Consider the following 18,378-nt stretch of genomic DNA (forward strand, 5'->3'; position numbering starts at 1 on the left):
ATAGGATTAAAGAATTACAAAAGGCTGTCGAGGCGATTTTTTACTTCTAAGAAGTCTATCCATGTAAGCTTCTTTTGACTAGGGGTTCTAAGAAGGTAAGCTGGGTGGAAAGTTGGCATAACAGGTATTTTTATATTATCCTCGCTTTCATAGATATGCCATTTCCCTCTTGTTCGGATAATCCCATTTTGAGATCCAGTAAGAAACTGTGCAGCAACGCCTCCCAGTGCTATAAGAACACGAGGACGCGCTAAATAAATGTGCCGTTCAATAAAAGGGCGGCACAAGGCAACTTCTCTTGGTGTTGGTGTACGATTTCCTGGTGGACGCCAAGGAATAGTGTTGGCAATGTAAACATTATTTCTTGTTAAGCCAATTGATGCGAGGATTTTATTAAGCAACATCCCAGCTTTTCCCACAAAAGGAATTCCTTGTATATCCTCGTCTCGTCCTGGTGCTTCGCCTATAAGCATCAGGGGGCTTCCTGCTGTTCCATCTGAAAAACAGGTATTTTTTGCTGTCAATTTTAATGAACAGCCATTAAATGCAAGGAGAGCAGATTTTAATTCATCAAGTGTCTTTGCACTTTTTGCACTCTCTATAGCTGTGGATTCATTTTGTATAGTCCTAGAGTTATGCAGCTGATGATGATCTAATTTTACGGTTGGAGATGTTTTGGGAGATGCTTGTTGATTATGAGAAATGTTAACAACAGGCGTTAATTTTCTCTCTGAACAAGCAGACTGCTTAAAACGATCAATAGGAAAATCTGTCAGAACGGCATCCGCACCACTTTCTTTATAAAAGTTTAAGAGTTCTTCATAGGAAATTGAGCAAGGCGTTTGATTTAACATTTTACTTTTTCTAATGATCTAGCGATTATAGATCAAACAAAATTATCCTTCAAGTTTTATTAAATGTATTCGCTAGCCATTAATGTATAAGAACGCTGATAGGCTTCTCTCTTTTCACAAAAAAGGCAAATCGTAAAATGCGAGTGTTCGCGATTATATGCATCTTTAAATGTATAATTTGTTTAAATTGCGCTATTTTAACTTTTTAAACAGACTAAACTCACTCATAATAAAAGAATTTTTTACTGAATGCAAGTGGTGTGATAATATTTTTTATCATTATATTCTATATTCAATACTTAATGAAAGTGAATTTTGTATTATTTTATTTATAAAATTAAGTATAAATTTTATATTATTATATTTTTTAATAACTTTTATTAAAAATATTAAATATATTAATTGAAATATATAAATATTACTTTTATATAAGAAAATACTAAGACGTTATAAACTATTTTTACAATGGGTTAAAAGCAATGTGTGGATATATGCTTTTGCTTTTTTTACAGCTGAAATGAGAGGTTCATTTAATGCTAAATGCGCTGCAATAGCGCTTGAGAGAATGCAACCTGTTCCTCGCATTGTTCCTTTTAAACGTGGAGTAGAGATATTTATGACTTCAGTTTTGTCAATGAAGCTATCAATTGCAAGAGGACCTTCTGCATGTCCCCCTTTTACTAAAATAGAGCGAGCTCCCAATGACAAAAGTTTTTTTGCTTGTTGTATTGCTTGCTTATCATGAGATGCCAATGGACTTTGGCTAAGAAGAGCGAGTTCTTCTCTATTCGGTGTTAAAAGATCAACATGAGGAAGCAGTTTATCGATCATAGTGTCGATGATTGTTTCCGTTATTAGTTTTCCTCCTGATGAAGCGACAAGTACAGGGTCCAAAATAACTGGAACATGGGGATAGTCTTTGAGTACGTTACAGATTGCTGCTATAATTGCTTTTGTCCCCGTCATACCGATTTTTATTGCGCTTATTGGATTTGCTTCTAGGGCAGCACGCATTTGCGCAGCGACGAGGTCTCCACGCATTGGAATGATTTCGACAACGCGATTATCATCTTGTACGTTAACACAAGTAATTGCTAAATTTGCTTTTATTTGAAAATGCGCAGTGGTTTCTATATCACGAACAATACCAGCACCTCCTGTTGGATCAGTGCCCGCAACAATAAGAATGGAAGGTATCAACGCCATGTTTGTGTCACTTTTATCCACTGCTGTACACGTTCTTCAGGTTTTTTATGGAGGATAATATCAGTCACAACAGCAGCACTATTTGCTCCTGCTTTTAAAACACCAACTGCGCGTTCTGGTGTTAAACCACCAATACCCACCAAAGGTAAAGCACCAATCCGCTTTCTCCATTGTTTGATTTTCTCTAGTCCTTGCGGCATCCATTTCATTTTTTTTAAGATTGTCGGATAAATAGGACCAAGTGCAATATACTCAGGATTAGCAGAGAGTGCGGTATCCAATTCATATTCATCATGTGTACTAAGACCAACTTTTATACCACTTTTACGAATTGCGTGAAGATCAGCATTGCTCAGGTCTTCTTGTCCCAGATGAATAAAATTACACTTTTCATCAATTGCTATTTCCCAATGATCATTAATAATTAATTGTGCTCCCAATTTATTGCATATGTTTTTTGCACGCTTAATATGTTGACGGATTATTTGTTGATTTTCATGTTTCATACGCAATTGTACGAGCTTGATACCAAGAGGAAGCAAACGTTCAATCCAATCAGCGTTATCAACGATGAGGTAAAATGGATCCAGTTTCATGAAAATACCGCTTTTCCAATGATTGGTGTTGAAGGGACTGCTACATTGCGTGCTTCGATCATGCCAGCTTTATATCCCATACGTCCTGCTTGAACAGCTTTAGAAAATGCTTCAGCCATTAAGACAGGATCAGCTGCTTTAGCAACTGCGGTATTAAGCAGTACTGCATCATAACCTAGTTCCATCGCAATGGCGGCATGTGATGGGCGTCCAATGCCGGCATCAATAACAAGAGTAGCATCAGGAAGGTAAGCACGGATAGAACGCAATCCATCAGTATTATGAGGTCCTTTGGCAGAACCAATAGGAGCACACCAAGGCATAATAACATGGCAACCAATGTCGAAAAGTTTTTCAGCAACAATGAGATCATCCGTTGTATAGGCAAAAATTTTGAAACCTTCATTGTTTAAAATTTGAGCAGCTTCGATTAAGGAAAAAATATTTGGCTGTAAGGTGTCTGAATTACCGATAATTTCGAGTTTAATCCAAGCTGTTTTAAAAAGATCTCTTGCTAATTGCGCTGTGGTTACGGCTTCTTTAACAGTATAACAACCAGCAGTATTAGGAAGTACTGTTACCCCAAGATCTTGAAGAAATTGCCAAAATTGTCCGCCTTGTTTTCCTCCTGCAGTTTCACGGCGCAAGGAAACAGTTACAATTTCCGTATTCGATTTATGAATAGCATCACGAAGGATTGCTGGTGAAGGATATTGCGCTGTACCTAATAGAAGACGGGAAGAGAATTGTCGTCCATAAAGATTCAGCATAATTTTAGCCTCCTTGCATTGGGCTTAAAATTTCAATTTTATCTCCTTCATGCAAGACAAATTGGCTTCGTGCATCTATAGGAACAACTTCAGCGTTAACAGCAGTTGCAAGCCAATTCCCTTCATACCCCAATTCTTCAAGCAAGAGACCGAGAGTCATAACTTCTGTTTGGACTGTTTCACCATTAACAAATATTTGCATGCTTTATTCCAATGCCAATTTCATTGCTCGTTTTGCCATTTCTGGAGACAACAGAAAACCATGTCTATAAAATCCATTAATAGAAATAAAGTTACCATCTTTATGCACAGAAGGGAAGTTATTAGGATAACATGGACGAACACCAACGCCAGATTCAATAATTTCTGCTTCAGCAAAAGCAGGATGTAAAGTATAAGCCGCGTTGAGCAGTTCCATCATTGATCTTACAGAGATTGCACCATCAAAGTCACTTTCAATCATCGTTGCACCAATCATAAAAATATTATCTTGTCGAGGTACAATGTAAAGAGGAAACCGTGGGTGAAGAAGACGAATTGGACGCGAAATTTTAATATCGGTGCAGCGCACGAGAAGCATTTCACCGCGTACGCCCCGTATATTTTTATCTTTTCCTAAACGTGCTATTCCTGTCGCATCAATAACAATATCAAAATTTTTTTCAGCCTTCTCTACATCAACAAAACAGGCTCCATTGTTGAGAAGCTTTTCTTTTAAAGCCATAAGTGCTTTGCGAGGGTCAATATGGGCTTCATTTTCATAAAAGAGTGCACAGTTAAAACGTTCAGAAAGATCTGGTTCAAGATGAGCTATTTCTGTATTATCTATGGTTTTGTGATTATGCGTACGCACAGAAAATCGTTCAAGCTCTCCTCTATCTCGTGTAGGTGCAACCACTAAAGTACCTTTTTGTATGACAAGGTTGGGGAGCGTTTTACGCCACCATTGTATAGCTTGTACACCAAGATCTTCAACAATTTGTTCTGCACTTTCCCTTTCACAGTAAGGTGCGAGCATTCCTCCTGCATACCAACTAGCACTTCCTATAGGTGAATGAGAGGGGGCTGATACAGTAACAGAAGCACCTTTTTGCTTTAACATAAAGGCAGCTGTTAAGCCGCCTACACCTGCACCTTTGATAAGAATGTTCTTCAACTATTTACTTTCTTTTTTTGAGGAGGAACAATTTCCATATAAAGGTCACCATTTTTCTGATATTTTTCGGCCATGGCGATCATACCTTCCCCTTTTGTTTTTCTTATTGCGGCTGCCTCACGAATATCATGGGAAATACGCATAGAACAGAACTTTGGTCCACACATGGAACAAAAATGCACCAATTTATGGGCTTCTTTAGGCATTGTCTCATCATGAAAGGCACAGGCTGTTTCTGGATCAAGAGAAAGGTTAAATTGATCATGCCATCTAAAATCAAATCGTGCACGCGAAAGAGCATTATCGCGCAATTGTGCTCTAGGCAAACCTTTGGCAAGGTCTGCGGCATGAGCAGCAATTTTATAAGTGATCACACCAGTTTTTACGTCATTCCTATCGGGGAGTCCTAGGTGTTCTTTAGGTGTTACATAACACAACATAGCAGTTCCAAACCATCCAATCATAGCGGCACCAATTGCTGATGTAATATGGTCATAACCAGGAGCAATGTCTGTTGTAAGAGGTCCCAAAGTATAAAAAGGCGCCTCATGACAAAGATCTAATTGTTGCTCCATATTTTCTTTAATTTTGTGCATTGGGACATGCCCAGGGCCTTCAATCATAACCTGTACATCTTTTTTCCAAGCAATTTTTGTCAATTCTCCCAAGGTTTTAAGCTCTGCAAATTGGGCTTCATCATTGGCATCGGCAATAGAGCCAGGACGCAATCCATCCCCCAATGAAAGAGAGATGTCATACGTTTTTGCAATATCACAAATTTCATCAAAATGTTCATAAAGAAAACTTTCTTTATGATGATGCAAACACCATTTTGCCATAATAGAACCACCTCGTGAAACAATACCTGTTACCCGATCAACGGTCAAAGGGATAAAAGGTAGTCTTAATCCCGCATGAATGGTAAAATAATCAACCCCTTGCTCTGCTTGCTCAATAAGGGTATCACGGAAAATGTCCCATGTTAAGTTTTCGGCAATACCCTGTACTTTTTCGAGTGCTTGATACAGAGGAACAGTCCCGATGGGAACAGGGGCATTTCGAATAATCCACTCACGAATATTGTGAATGTTTCGACCTGTTGAGAGATCCATAACTGTATCTGCTCCCCAGCGAATGGCCCAAACCATTTTATCAACTTCTTCTTCCATAGATGAAGTCACTGCTGAATTGCCAATATTGGCATTAATTTTAACACGAAAATTACGTCCAATAATCATGGGTTCGCATTCTGGATGATTAATGTTTTGTGGGATAATGGCGCGTCCACAAGCAATTTCATTGCGAACAAATTCCGCAGTATAAATTTCTGGTATTGATCCAGCAAATGTTTCATTTGATGGTACATTCTGCCGTTCTTCTACTGCTAATCCTTCATTTTCTCGTATAGCCACATATTCCATTTCTTCGGTAATAATGCCTGCGCGTGCGTAAGCCATTTGTGTAATTGCTTTGCCATTTTTTGCTCGTAAAATAGAACGTTTTTGCTTAAAGGCTGGTGTAAGGTTTTTATCAGAAGTCAATCCATTATCTTCAGGTTTAACTAATCGTGCAGGATAAGTTTCAGTATCATCCCGCTTAGAGAGCCAAGGCAAGCTAATTGCTGGCAGGCCTTTTGTAATATCAATGATCATATCTTTATCTGTGTAGGGGCCAGAAGTATCGTAGACGTTTAAAGGTTTTTCACCACTGCCATCAGCCAGTGAAATTTCACGCAATGGTACGCGCACATCAGAAAAGAGAAGGCTCTGTTGATAAATTTTGCGTGAAGCGGGAAAGGGGCTACAATTAATTGATGGAGTATTTTTCTGCACAAACTTTTTCCTTATAGACACAGAGTTCAAAAATAGGTTGCGATGTTAATGGAGTTATGATGTTAATGGAGATGTATTCAAATTATCAATTACGAGCATTCAGAAGAATAGGGATAGTATTGCTTTATAGCAAAGAAAACCCAATACATCTCAAGAAAAATTATTTTGAAAAACTAAAACAATATCTATTCTAATATTTGCATGCCTCCTCCCACTTGAAGTATTTTTGTTAATACGAATATGGTTGGCTTAAATATCTATATTGTCAATCATAAAAATATATTTTAAACAATTTTGGTTTGTTTTTAAGAGTGAAAATAGATATTATGAAGTGATAAACTATGATATTGAAGCTTTTATAAACCAGAATAAAGTTAAAAACGGATTATCAGGGAAAAGTAGATAGTTTATGGCTCTGATTGAGATTTTTTTCATATTAAAATAATAACTCAGAATACCATAAGATCCTCTCATCATATATCTTTTCATATAAAAACACTTCCTTGCACGTCATAAGTGGGAGCGTATGGGGCAAAACACTTGAAGAAAGGAAGCCAAATGATATTTAATGAACATTCTAAGATGTGAGGCTGTCAAAACGTGGGGGACAACAAAATGTATGATGGATTCCACTTGTATCTTCAAAAGCTTAAAGCTGATGATCTATAATGGCTTGCTATTGTATCATTGACGTGCGCTGTCATAAAATAAAAGGAGTATATTTTGAGCAATATTTCTTAAAAAGTGCGTAATATGCAATATCATTATATTTTGTTTGGGGTACTTTATTCTTTATGAGGGGGATGTTCCCATTAAGAATGCGATAAACAAAAGCGTGAAACAATACCTAATCTTTATTATAAAAATAATATTGCCTTGAATTAAGAAGAACACCAATAATTGCAAGATGTTGTTTAGAATGATTTATTGTTCTTGCAAAAAAAATATACATATAATAATATATAGAGGTAGATGTGTTAACTGTGGGAGGGGAAAAGTTGGTTATGGGGCGTTTAAAAAACAAGGATATTGTTCATAAAAATTGGGGGAGAGGCTAGGTTATGCTTTTTAATTTTTTCCGGATCGGATACAACCTTCAAATTTTGTGAAGGTGTGTGATATTTAATATTTCAAAGTATTTTATTTCCAGTTTAATGAAAGTGTGGAGCAAATGTCCATATTGAATATATTCTCTGTGATACATTTAGATTGAACAAAAGCTTATTCAAAAAAAACATTGATGCTAATCTTGTGACACAATTTCAGAAATCAATTGAATAAAATAGAACAAACTATCTGCATGTGAATAAAAACATAATGAAGCATGCAAAAAATTTGAAGCTAATTTTTAAAGTTTTAATACAAATGATAGCCAAAAGATAGAATTTCTTTGTTTAAAATATATGGTATAAAATATCGACGAGATAGATTTAAACTATTGAAAAAAATAAAAAAAGATAATGTTTAAGTCAGAAACTTTCTATGTGGATGATAAGTTATTACATTCAGTAATGGTTATATGAAATCCATAATAAGGAAAAATTTGAATAGTATTTATAAATTTTGCAACAAGATGCAAGATGCAAGATTTGAAAAATAATTATATAACAACAGCAAAGCAACAAAACAAGATATTAAGTAACATCAGATGAGGTGGTTACATTATACATTAGAAGAGAAAGCATTAATACTAATGTTATGAAAAGCGTCTGGTGAATTTAGGTTATAAAATTGGAAGGAGTGAAGAGAGATAAAATGCGTAAATAAGGATGGTGCAGTGGTTATGATGTACCAATAAACAGCGGCAGCACATTTTAGTGCACAGAACGAGAAGTTGTTAGAAAAACTATGAAAATAATGGGGGATTTAAAATGTCTAATATTTACGATTGGTCTCTAAAGGCTGATGAAAATGCTTATTCAGATAGTATCATTAATTGGGCAGAAGGACAGCCGCCTAGTTCTGTTAATGATAGTGCACGGGCGATGATGCAGCGCGTGCGCGAATATCTTGCAGATAATGGTGGATCTATTAATTCAAGCTTTATAGTAAATTTGGAAGATAAAACAACATTAATTACCTTAAAGACAGTTTCGCCTATAAAGAAATACAACAATGATATCGTCATACGTTTTAAAGCTTGTGGTGTAAATATTGGCGTGACAACAATAACTGTTAATAATATAGGAGAAAAGCTTATCTATAAAGCCACTGATGCGGGGATTATACCATTAGAAGGTGGAGAATTTCAAACAGATGGCATTTATGAAATGGTATACAATAATGGTGTTTTAATAAAAGAGCATGAGGGTTGGTATTTATTAAACCCTACACCACCTAAGATAGAAAGTTTCCCCTCTGGATTCATTGCAACATTTGCTATGCAAAATGTGCCAAATGGTTGGCTTTTATGTGATGGTAAGGCCTATAAGCGTGAAGATTATCCGCAGTTATTCGAGGCAATAGGTGATAAATGGGGAAAAGACAGCAATAAAACTTTTAAAGTTCCTGATTTTAGAGGTATGTTTTTACGCGGCTTTGATAATGGTCGGGGTTTAGATGGTGGTAGAAAGTTTGCAGATGAACAACAAGATAGCATAAAATCACATACGCATATTGGGAGTATTGAAAACGCAGGCGAGCATGCGCATAATTTTGAGTATCAAGGGGTAGGATGGCCCGTTGGTGATATTGGGAGACTCCCGAATCATTATACTTATAATGCGACCCTGAAAGGGAGAACAGCTTCTGCTGGTGCACATACACACAAGGTAACTCTTTCCCATACGGGTGAGGCAGAAACGCGCCCTGTTAATACAACCGTTGTCTATGCTATAAAATCATGAGTATGTTTAAGTAATAATAATAATCTATACACCTTGATAATTTTGTTAACGCGGAGCAATTCCGCGTTATTTTCTATGCATATGAAAAGGAAATCTATATTGTTAATAGGATACTTGAGAGAGTCAAAAAACAATTTTAAAATGATTGAAAGAAAGAGTTAAGGATATAATTTATTATAAAAAAAAGAAAATCATAACTTTTTTATAATTGTACGATAACATAGGGAAAATGTGTAAAAATCATTTAAACTGTGCCGTGAAGAGATCTGGAGATATATTTTTTCATAAGGTGTTTTGATAGGGGAAGGTAATAAAATTATTCAACCTGAGGCATAAAAAAGTACAATATTTTTAGCGTTTTTTGTGCAAAAATAGCATAACCCTGTATGAGTTAATTCATCTTATAAAGATATTTTTCACCTTGTTGTCGATTTCATTTCTTTGCATTGCCATGGTAGGAGGCTTTATCTGTAAATGATAGTGTACCCCTTTGAGTGGAATCATCGTTATGCTTGTGAAGCAGCAGAGCAACGCTATTTCTATACTCTCTCCTCATCCCTATATTCCGTATTGTTTTTGCATTAGGGGGCTTACAAGAAGCGTTATTGAGTTTATTTTAAAGTTTTTATTCAATAGGTTAATTCTTTATGATATGCCAATAAACAATTTTTTAATAGAGAGAGAAAAGTAAAAATATCATTGTAAATAAATATTTATTTATAAAAAAAGCTAAAGTATATGTGTTATAAAGAAAACATTACCATTAAAGCTACAAATAAATCTTTTATGGAGGGAAGAAAGGTACTTGATTTCTATATAGTCCTTAGAAGATATAAATAATACACCCGTTATTATAACAAAGGCATTTGTATGTATTTCTTGAATCATTTTTATAAAGATAAAAGTGATAGAAAGAGTGAGAAAACGCATATTTATGTTGTATAAATTCGTATTATCTAAAAATTTGATAACAAAACAAAACTTCACATGTTTTTAGTTACGTAAAATCTTGAAAGATTTTAAACTGGTATTTTTTTCAAAAAATATCTTTAGGGTAATTGGTCTTCTTTTTTTATGATAGATGACAAAAAGGAATTCATATAAAAATAAAAAAGATTCTTGAATATTTGCGTGTTTTATTTTGCTATGGACTTTAGTTTTTAGATTGAAGCCGATAGCTTAGAGATCTAATTTCATAGGAGGATGTCGTTTGAGGGAGTATAAAAGGGATATCTTCTTTAGGTAATTCAGAAACGTTTAAAGAACAATGATAAACATTGCGGAGATTTTGTGTTGTCAAAACATTAGTTGCATTTCCTTCGCAATAAATCTTACCTTCCTTGAGCAAGATCATGTTATCTGCATAATGTGCCGCGAGATTGAGGTCATGAAGAACAGCAAGAACACCGCCACCAGAATGAGCAAATTGTTTAGCAATATCCATAACGATGATTTGATGTTGAATATCGAGGCTAGCAATAGGTTCATCTAATATCATCCAGCGAGGAATCCCATTATGAACAGGTTTCCAGACTTGGCAAAGTACACGGGCAAGTTGCACTCTAGCTTGTTCTCCGCCTGATAATTGGTGATAATACAGGTTGCCATAATCAGAAAGGTCAACGCACTCTAAAGCTTTCTGGATAAGATTTTGCAATTCGGCTTTGGCAATGCTAAATTGGTTTACAGAAAGGCCAAGCCCTACAACTTCATGGACTAAGAATGGAAATACGAGCGTTGTTGATTGTGGTAGTACAGCGCGCATTTTTGCCATTACATGAGTTTTTGTTTGGCATACATTATAACCATTTAAGGTTATTTTTCCACTGTAAGGAATTTCACCACTCAGAGCTTTGATAAAAGTACTTTTTCCTGATCCATTAGGACCAATAATAATGGTAAAAGCACCACTTTTAGCTTGAAGATTAATGTGTTTAAGAATCTGCTTCTTTCCGCGCTGAACACAAATATTTGTCGCTTCAATCATGAAAAGTCTGTTCCTCGTTTGCATATAAGGATCCATAGAAAGAAAGGTGCACCAAAAAGTGCTGTTACAATCCCAATCGGCAATTCTGCGGGGGCAACAATTAAGCGTGCAAACATATCAGCAAAAATAAGTAATGCTGCTCCCAAGAGAGCAGAGCAAGGAATGAGATAGCGATGATCAGGACCAATGAGCTGACGTAAAATATGAGGAACAATAATACCAATAAAACCAATACCACCACTGACAGCAACAGCACTGCCGCACATAAGAGCAACAAGAGGAATAGCAATATTTTTGACGCGTTGAATATGGAAACCAATATGGCCAGCAACAGCTTCTCCAAGAGCAAGGGCATTAAGTGCTCGTGATAAAAAGGGAGAGAAAAGAAGACCAATAACGATAAAAGGGAGAACGAGCCATACTTTCAACCATGTAGCGCCCGCAAGAGAGCCCAGACTCCAAAAAGTGATATCACGCAGTTGTTGGTCATTTGCGACAAAAATCAATGTTCCGACAACAGCACTGCTTAATGCACCAAGAGCAATGCCAGCAAGCAGCATGGTTGCAATAGAGGTAAAGCTGTTATGCGTTGCTATTATGTAGAGAATAATCGTTGATAAAAGTCCACCAAAAAAAGCACCTATGATAACTTTATAAGGCTCTAGAAAAGGTGCAAAAGAAACAGGAAAAGCAATGCCGACAACAATTGCTAAGACTGCTCCAAGTCCAGCACCTGCTGATACACCTACAATTCCGGGATCTGCAAGAGGATTACGAAAAAGCCCTTGCATAAGAACACCGGAGACAGCTAAAGCTGCTCCAATCAATAATCCCAAGATAACACGGGGAAGCCTTATGTCGATGAGCACGAGGTAATCACGCGTTTTACTACTTACCGAAAAATCTTGTGTAAGCATCACATGGAGGAGATCAACGAAAGAAACCTTTGCTGCACCATTCAAGAGCCCACCAAAAATACTGAAAATAAGGAATATTATTAAGCTTAATAATAAAATCTTCCCCTGTTTTGAACGGTTTATTTTTTTACCTTCTTTTTCTTTAGGTAAATGCATCCTGGATGTACCGTCTACCATTTTTATCAGCTCTTACCGTTTTGATGTGCACCATAAAGTATCTCAATAAGTTCTCTTGATGCGTCTGCAGTACGTGGACCAAATCCCAAAAAATACATAGCATCCATCTGTTTTATGGCATGATTTTTCGCTGCAGTTGTTGCTTGAACTGCCGGTATGGCTAAAATCTTATCAATGCTGGTTGATCTTGCACCATGTTTTACAAGCAAAATAACATCAGGATCTGATTTCAATAATGCTTCGCCGTTGAGAAGTTTATATCCTTTATAATCGGTGATAGCATTGATAGCGCCTGAAAGTTTGATCATACTATCAGCTGCAGTACCTGTTCCAGATGCCATGACGCGTCCATTTTGCACAGAGAAAACAAAAAGAACACGCTTTGGTGTTGTTACTTTCGCCAAAAGCGCATCGTTGTCTAAAAAATTACGCTTCAATTTCTCAATTAACGCCGCGGCTTGCACTTCCCGATGAATGGCTTGACCAACGAGGCGAATCTTTTCTATCACATTTTCACGGGAGTAGTCTTCTGGTATGATCACCAGAGGTATCGATGTTTTTTTGAGAATATCAATTGTTGAAGCGGGACCACTTCCTTCAACAAGCAATATACCCTCTGGAGCAAGTGATAAAACCCCCTCAGGTGAAAGAGCACGCATATATCCAAGCACAGGAAGCTTGAGCGCTTCTTGTGGGTAGACGCTTGTACTATCACGGGCGACAAGTTGATCTTGGGCTCCCAATGCATAGACAATTTCTGTAAGTGCTCCGCCGATAGAAACAATTCGAGCATTTTCAGGAAAACGCGTTGCAGGTTCAGCAATTACTTGTTTAGAAAAACAAGTAAGAGAGAGCAGTAAACACATAAGAAAAAGGTTTGATAACCTATGTAAAAGAGATATGAACATGTCTAACCTTATCTTAGTTACTGCTGTTTTCTTGGCATGATGGCAAACTATTCAATAAAGAACGCCAATCTTCACGTTCTTTTTGACCCTCCTTGCGTACGCCAAAGAATTGAATAACCATCTCATCATCTTTATCGAAAACTTCAAGTGAACTGACATAACCATCACGGGTAGGTTTGCGAACATGCCATACTCTAGCAATTCCGGACGTGAGTAAATGAAGGTCAAATCTTGGATCAAGAACATTAAGCCAAGGTCCCATTTGCTTAATATTTTTTACAGTCCCACTAAAAATTTGAATACACCCTTTATTCCCAACAAAACACATGATTGGCAGTTCTTGTTGTGCGACTTGGTTAAGCATTATTTCAACAGCATTTACCTGTAATTCATCGGCAAATTCATTACCAACATATTTTACAGCATGATGTCGATTAATTTTAAATTCGGAAATAATTTTGTGAAGTTGGTGTACATCTGTCATTTTCCGCCAACGATCCCGAAAACTCTCAATATCCAATTCTGTTATGTCACATTGGGCTGGGAGAAAAACGGGAAGAATGTTAAGAACAGGAGACTGATCTTCAAGAAGGAGCTTTTCAACAAGTTTATTCCACTCTTCCATATTTGTCATATCTTTAGAATAGACCTTTAAAATAGCAACGCCATGTTGATCAAAGAATTGCAGACTTTTTGTAGGTTTTCCAAGAATAACGACATCATATTCAAAACCGAACTTCCATTGTTTTGTAAAAATACGCAAATCAATTTCACCAAGTGTGATAGGAATATGTTCGTTTTGAACAATTTTTTCAAAACGTCCCGTTATTTCGTGAACAGCATATTCATTGCGAGTTAAGACCATGACGGTTCCAAGTCGAGGTGCATTTTTCAAGAGAGTAGCAACATCAGTTTGTAGCCTTTTTGCTTTTCCAATGGTACAATAAGCCGCAATAAGCTCTGCTTCAGATATACCAATCGAAACCGCAAAATCGCGGTTTCGCATTTCTTTTTTTTCTTCACGCAAACGAAGAATCATTTCAGCTGTATGTGCCATGAATTTACCTTATGTTACTTAACTCAAAAACTAACTTTCAAATTTTACAATTCCAAGGCAATAAATTAAATTCTTTTAAGAGTTCAATCTATCACAAAATAACACTCTATCGCCAACAGCTGAGCAATCAAAAAACGATAAAACAGAAAGAATTAAAACTTTTCTACCAAATCTTTGTAATTTAAAAGATGTTGAAAATAGAAACACAATAATTAATCCTTTTATCAATACGATTTTATTGACCGAATAATTAACAGAAGTGACTAAAACTTTTGTACAAACGACACCTTAAAGTTACGACCAGGCTGGCTATAATAATCTTTTGGTGTTGAACTTTTACCTGAAGGAAGTTCAGATACATTCCAATATTTTGTATTGAAAAGATTATAAACACCGGCTCTTAGAATAGGTCCCGTTTCACCGAATGGTTTCCACCACCCTGTCATATCAACGACATGATATCCTGGAATTTTTTGGTAATCAGATTCTCCGGCTACTTTGTCACGTTTAGCTGCCAAAGTAAGGATAATATCGCTTCCCCAAACCTCTTTTGCATATCCTAATCCGATAACTGCTTTCAAAGGAGGAATTGAGTTAAGATACTCCTTTTTATCAAGATCTTTTCCTTGTGAATAAGCAAGAGCAACATTGCTATGAAAACCATTTTTAAGAACTAAATGGGCTTTTGTTTCAACACCAAAAATTTGCACGTGAAAACGATTCATGTAATGCCGACGCGCAAATCTAAATTCCTCTGATGGCCCTCTATCCTCAGTATCTATGAAATTCTTATATTGATTGAAAAAGGCATTGAAGGAACCACCGAAATTTACATTTCCATACCGTAGACCAACATCATACCCATTGCTTGTTTCTGGTTGAAGATCAGGATTCCCTTTCACATAATAAGCAGAAGGTTTGATATAAGAGACGTAAAGTTCTGAAATACGTGGTGCACGAAAAGCCTGTGCCCACTGAGCATAGAGCGTTACTTGATTACGAACATCCCACTCCACGCGTAATTTAGGAGAAAAGCGTGAACCACTTCTTTCTGGAGGGAATTTATCAGAAATCAATGCTTTCTCATAAGAAGGTGTTTTCTGAGGAACATATTTGTACCAATCATACCGGATTCCCGGTATTACACGAAAACGATCATCAACCAACCCAATTTCATCTTCAAAAACAAAACCTAAATTGTAACCATTTGTGTCTGGTGAATCTGATCGATTAGCAGGAACAAAAAGACATCCCCGAGCGTATTCTTTTATATGACAGTTGTCTTTACCTAACAAATAGTGATGAAATTTAGATGACGAAACATTCATTACAAACTTTAACGTATGGTTTATAGTGCCAAAATCCACTTTTTTAAGGGCATCAGCATTGAAACCATAATTGATATTACGCAAGAAATTATCTCTCAAATAATCCCCTTTGGGTGCTGAAACACGAACGCCTGTCATAACGTAACGACTTGATTGCCTTTGCCAATAAAGCTGCCCATTAAACACATCAAGAACTGCATCACCATTACCACTATAATTATAAGAAAGAGAAAAGCGCTCACGAAGTTTATTATCCTGCTCATAAACGGAACCTGGAGCGTATCTTTTAGACGAATTTAATTCATGTGTGTTACTATTATGACCAAAACGCTCTGCGGTAAAACCAAGGCGGTGATTATCACTCAAATATTGATGAATTTTAAAAAGCAAGTTATTTTTATCAAAGTGAGAAGGGTTTTTGCGCGTGCGTTCTTCATACCCTTCTACTGTTCCCATATTTTTGCGCTCATGACCTTCTACATAAGATCCTTGAAAAAGTAAAAATGTCCGGTAATTACGCACAGCAAAAGTTTGATCGATGCGCCAGCTGTTATCAACAGAATTATAACCACCTTTTATAAGGCTTCCCCAATTCTTTTCTTCCACGATCAGGTCTTCAGGATCAAGAGTACGCAACGCAATGATTCCCCCTAAGGCGCCAGAACCATAAAGACTAGAATCTGATCCTTGAATAGTATCAAACGTAGAAAGAGCATTGAAATCAAAAGTTGTGTTTCCACCTCCACCACGGAATATATCATTAAACCATGGAAGAGAAATACCATCCATTGTCGTAAGAACACGGTTTGCATCTAAACCCCGAATAACGAAACTGTTATTTTCTGAGTTATAGGATACGGAAGGATTAAGACGACTCACATCATAAACATCAGTTATTTGTCTTTCATCAATATTCTTGTTGGTCTTACGATCAGTCAGAATGGTTATTGAATTTGAAGCATCTTCTATTTTTTTTCCTTTAATAAGGATTGGTTTAAGTTCAGTGACAGCACTTCCATCTTTATTTTGTGCAAAAACAAATGAAGGTATACAGACCGATAATGCACTTAAAATTACACAGCTTTTATAGATATTTTTTCGTCTTATTTGCATAACACATCATAACCCTTTTAACCATCCCCTCTCTGTTTTGAAATTTTTTTAATACAAAAAGGCTGGACTCACTGATTAAAACTTGCCAGCCAAGTAGGAATGATTTTGACAACGGCACAAAATCATTAGAAGACCATATTAAACATGACAAAATCAGTCAAGAAAAAAGTTGCAATTTCAAAATAGCCTGTTTTAATGAGATTGAACACCAATATTAAGCTTAAAATAGTGGCAGAAGAAACGATGAATTTTGCAAATACGAAACAATTATTAACTCTTTGGATTGGTGCATTTATTGGGGCTTTCTTTTTGCATGTATTATTAGCAGCACAGTTTTATTTTCAAAGTACTGGTATAAGTAATGGTTTGCTCTCGTCGGAGATTATGCTGAATTTTGTGCAAGAAACTGTATATCCGGATGTTGATACAGATTTGCCAGATATTCATAGAGAGTCGGATATTAATACAGAGCAAGAAGTATTACAGTCTGATCTCCTAGAGCAGGAGTCAGAAGGATTGGAATCCGTGGATGAAGTTCAATCGGAAGAACCTCAGCATATAGTAGAACAAGATGACTTAAAGCCTTTGGAAGAACCCCTACCTCAAAAAGTGGAGCATAAAGCGTTTATCAAAAAAACAATACCGATGCCAAAGGCTGTAGTAAAGCGCTCCAATGCAAAGGCGGTACGTTCTTCTTCCATCAACAAGGGCGGTGGTACAGCAGGGCTTGAAGATATGTTGTTAATGGAGTGGTTAGCAAAGGTACAGTCACAATTAGAAAGGCAAAAAAATTATATTGTGGGACAGCGCACCAATCGTACAAAAGGAACGGTGAAGTTAGAATTTATGGTGCATGAGCAGGGGAGTATTTTTTCTAGTCGTGTAGCAGTCTCTGCTGGTGATCCGGAACTTGATCGATTAGCGATGGCAGCCCTTCAACGCGTTGGTTCTTTTCCACCACCACCACCATCAAAAGTGAATAAAACAATTAGAGTATCCCTAATATTTAGCTGATTTTTTATGCGGGGCGCTTTTCTTATAATATATTGATTTATAATGATTGTTTATAATTTTGATGAAAGTTCAAATATAATTTATTCGAATTTTTTTGATGTTGAATCAATCAAAACCATCTGCTTACTTATGATACAAGTTGAGGAGGAGCATGAATAAAAAACTTCTAAAAAGCAGTGAATATACTTCTTATGAGTGCTCTAAATGAAAGGGCTTTTGCAACATTGGGAGTTAAGGGATGATAGAGCTATAGGTTTTATTAATTAAAGGTTAATCGTGTCTAATCGATTTTTATACCATTCGTGAGAGGATTTTCGTAAGTACTTTTCAGATACACCGTTGTGAAATGGACTTAGAAACATTAAAATAAAACAATAATATAAATAAGAAAAACATACTATTTTGGGATGCTCTGTTTTGTGTGAAGGGTGTGAGCTTATATGTAAAAATGAGAAAAAAAGCAAAGCTTCATCTTCATCATTAAAAGATATTGACATATTTAAAAGTCGTAAAACCGAATGAAAAGGGAAGGGGCAGAAGAGAATTGTTTGTCTTTAAGGCTTTCTAACTCAATGTGTCTCTCTTTCTGTTATCAGAGATAATCTAAACGATATACA

The 18,378-nt window shown here is 36.4% G+C and carries 14 protein-coding genes; 2 read left to right on the plus strand and 12 right to left on the minus strand.

All coding sequences use genetic code 11. The features are described 5' to 3' along the window. Positions 1 to 14 precede the first annotated feature (14 nt). The 7 genes from ACFIL2_RS08250 to thiC form a co-directional block, all read right to left on the minus strand. A complete protein-coding gene (locus tag ACFIL2_RS08250) occupies positions 15 to 854 on the minus strand; it encodes a uracil-DNA glycosylase family protein (protein ID WP_375634182.1) in 840 nt (279 codons plus the stop codon). Positions 855 to 1,301: 447 nt separating this feature from the next. After that, a complete protein-coding gene (locus ACFIL2_RS08255; protein WP_375636251.1) occupies positions 1,302 to 2,060 on the minus strand; it encodes a hydroxymethylpyrimidine/phosphomethylpyrimidine kinase in 759 nt (252 codons plus the stop codon). Continuing rightward, entirely contained in the window at positions 2,051 to 2,656 is a 606-nt protein-coding gene (locus tag ACFIL2_RS08260) for a thiamine phosphate synthase (RefSeq protein WP_375634178.1), read from the minus strand. Before ACFIL2_RS08260 ends, ACFIL2_RS08255 begins: the two co-directional genes overlap by 10 nt. Then, complete coding sequence (locus ACFIL2_RS08265; protein WP_375636253.1) at positions 2,653 to 3,426, minus strand: thiazole synthase; 774 nt, start codon at positions 3,424 to 3,426, stop codon at positions 2,653 to 2,655. The genes ACFIL2_RS08260 and ACFIL2_RS08265 overlap by 4 nt, the downstream gene beginning before the upstream one ends. Positions 3,427 to 3,430: 4 nt before the next feature. Then, the gene (thiS, locus tag ACFIL2_RS08270; RefSeq protein WP_273791115.1) at positions 3,431 to 3,628 is read right to left on the minus strand and encodes a sulfur carrier protein ThiS; all 198 of its coding nucleotides are present in this window, start codon (positions 3,626 to 3,628) and stop codon (positions 3,431 to 3,433) included. Between the two features lie 3 nt (positions 3,629 to 3,631). Beyond that, positions 3,632 to 4,582, minus strand: coding sequence for a glycine oxidase ThiO (thiO, locus tag ACFIL2_RS08275; protein ID WP_375680261.1), 951 nt, complete (start codon positions 4,580 to 4,582; stop codon positions 3,632 to 3,634). Then, on the minus strand, positions 4,579 to 6,414 hold the full coding sequence (gene thiC / locus ACFIL2_RS08280; RefSeq protein WP_375680262.1) for a phosphomethylpyrimidine synthase ThiC: 1,836 nt from the start codon (positions 6,412 to 6,414) through the stop codon (positions 4,579 to 4,581). The genes thiO and thiC overlap by 4 nt, the downstream gene beginning before the upstream one ends. Positions 6,415 to 8,285: 1,871 nt before the next feature. Between thiC and ACFIL2_RS08285 the strand changes: the two genes are divergently transcribed. Then, complete coding sequence (locus ACFIL2_RS08285) at positions 8,286 to 9,260, plus strand: tail fiber protein (RefSeq protein ID WP_375679824.1); 975 nt, start codon at positions 8,286 to 8,288, stop codon at positions 9,258 to 9,260. A gap of 1,153 nt (positions 9,261 to 10,413) precedes the next feature. Here ACFIL2_RS08285 and ACFIL2_RS08290 read toward each other — a convergent pair. The 5 genes from ACFIL2_RS08290 to ACFIL2_RS08310 all read right to left on the minus strand — a co-directional run bounded on the left by ACFIL2_RS08290 (position 10,414) and on the right by ACFIL2_RS08310 (position 16,747). Then, positions 10,414 to 11,247 carry a heme ABC transporter ATP-binding protein gene (locus ACFIL2_RS08290; RefSeq protein WP_375634176.1) on the minus strand — a complete coding sequence of 278 codons (834 nt, stop codon included), beginning with the start codon at positions 11,245 to 11,247 and terminating at the stop codon, positions 10,414 to 10,416. Further along, entirely contained in the window at positions 11,244 to 12,341 is a 1,098-nt protein-coding gene (locus ACFIL2_RS08295) for a FecCD family ABC transporter permease (protein ID WP_375617630.1), read from the minus strand. Before ACFIL2_RS08295 ends, ACFIL2_RS08290 begins: the two co-directional genes overlap by 4 nt. Positions 12,342 to 12,346: 5 nt before the next feature. Next, positions 12,347 to 13,249, minus strand: coding sequence for a hemin ABC transporter substrate-binding protein (locus tag ACFIL2_RS08300; protein WP_375634174.1), 903 nt, complete (start codon positions 13,247 to 13,249; stop codon positions 12,347 to 12,349). Between the two features lie 13 nt (positions 13,250 to 13,262). After that, entirely contained in the window at positions 13,263 to 14,306 is a 1,044-nt protein-coding gene (locus ACFIL2_RS08305) for a hemin-degrading factor (RefSeq protein WP_375680263.1), read from the minus strand. A gap of 263 nt (positions 14,307 to 14,569) precedes the next feature. Beyond that, the gene (locus ACFIL2_RS08310; protein ID WP_375680264.1) at positions 14,570 to 16,747 is read right to left on the minus strand and encodes a TonB-dependent hemoglobin/transferrin/lactoferrin family receptor; all 2,178 of its coding nucleotides are present in this window, start codon (positions 16,745 to 16,747) and stop codon (positions 14,570 to 14,572) included. A 243-nt stretch (positions 16,748 to 16,990) separates the two neighbouring features. Between ACFIL2_RS08310 and ACFIL2_RS08315 the strand changes: the two genes are divergently transcribed. Continuing rightward, positions 16,991 to 17,761, plus strand: coding sequence for an energy transducer TonB (locus ACFIL2_RS08315; RefSeq protein ID WP_375661839.1), 771 nt, complete (start codon positions 16,991 to 16,993; stop codon positions 17,759 to 17,761). The last annotated feature ends 617 nt before the right edge of the window (positions 17,762 to 18,378 follow it).

This window comes from Bartonella sp. AP30XZML (genome assembly GCF_042195945.1).
In the GTDB taxonomy this organism is placed as follows: domain Bacteria; phylum Pseudomonadota; class Alphaproteobacteria; order Rhizobiales; family Rhizobiaceae; genus Bartonella.

Bases quoted from the DNA above. Each gene is read 5' to 3' on its own strand.
- thiS (WP_273791115.1), bottom strand. From the start codon at position 3,628: ATGCAAATATTTGTTAATGGTGAAACAGTCCAAACAGAAGTTATGACT.
- ACFIL2_RS08305 (WP_375680263.1), bottom strand. From the start codon at position 14,306: ATGGCACATACAGCTGAAATGATTCTTCGTTTGCGTGAAGAAAAAAAA.
- ACFIL2_RS08250 (WP_375634182.1), bottom strand. From the start codon at position 854: ATGTTAAATCAAACGCCTTGCTCAATTTCCTATGAAGAACTCTTAAAC.
- ACFIL2_RS08255 (WP_375636251.1), bottom strand. From the start codon at position 2,060: ATGGCGTTGATACCTTCCATTCTTATTGTTGCGGGCACTGATCCAACA.
- ACFIL2_RS08265 (WP_375636253.1), bottom strand. From the start codon at position 3,426: ATGCTGAATCTTTATGGACGACAATTCTCTTCCCGTCTTCTATTAGGT.
- ACFIL2_RS08310 (WP_375680264.1), bottom strand. From the start codon at position 16,747: ATGCAAATAAGACGAAAAAATATCTATAAAAGCTGTGTAATTTTAAGT.
- ACFIL2_RS08295 (WP_375617630.1), bottom strand. From the start codon at position 12,341: ATGGTAGACGGTACATCCAGGATGCATTTACCTAAAGAAAAAGAAGGT.
- ACFIL2_RS08260 (WP_375634178.1), bottom strand. From the start codon at position 2,656: ATGAAACTGGATCCATTTTACCTCATCGTTGATAACGCTGATTGGATT.
- ACFIL2_RS08300 (WP_375634174.1), bottom strand. From the start codon at position 13,249: ATGTTCATATCTCTTTTACATAGGTTATCAAACCTTTTTCTTATGTGT.
- ACFIL2_RS08290 (WP_375634176.1), bottom strand. From the start codon at position 11,247: ATGATTGAAGCGACAAATATTTGTGTTCAGCGCGGAAAGAAGCAGATT.
- ACFIL2_RS08285 (WP_375679824.1), top strand. From the start codon at position 8,286: ATGTCTAATATTTACGATTGGTCTCTAAAGGCTGATGAAAATGCTTAT.
- ACFIL2_RS08315 (WP_375661839.1), top strand. From the start codon at position 16,991: ATGAATTTTGCAAATACGAAACAATTATTAACTCTTTGGATTGGTGCA.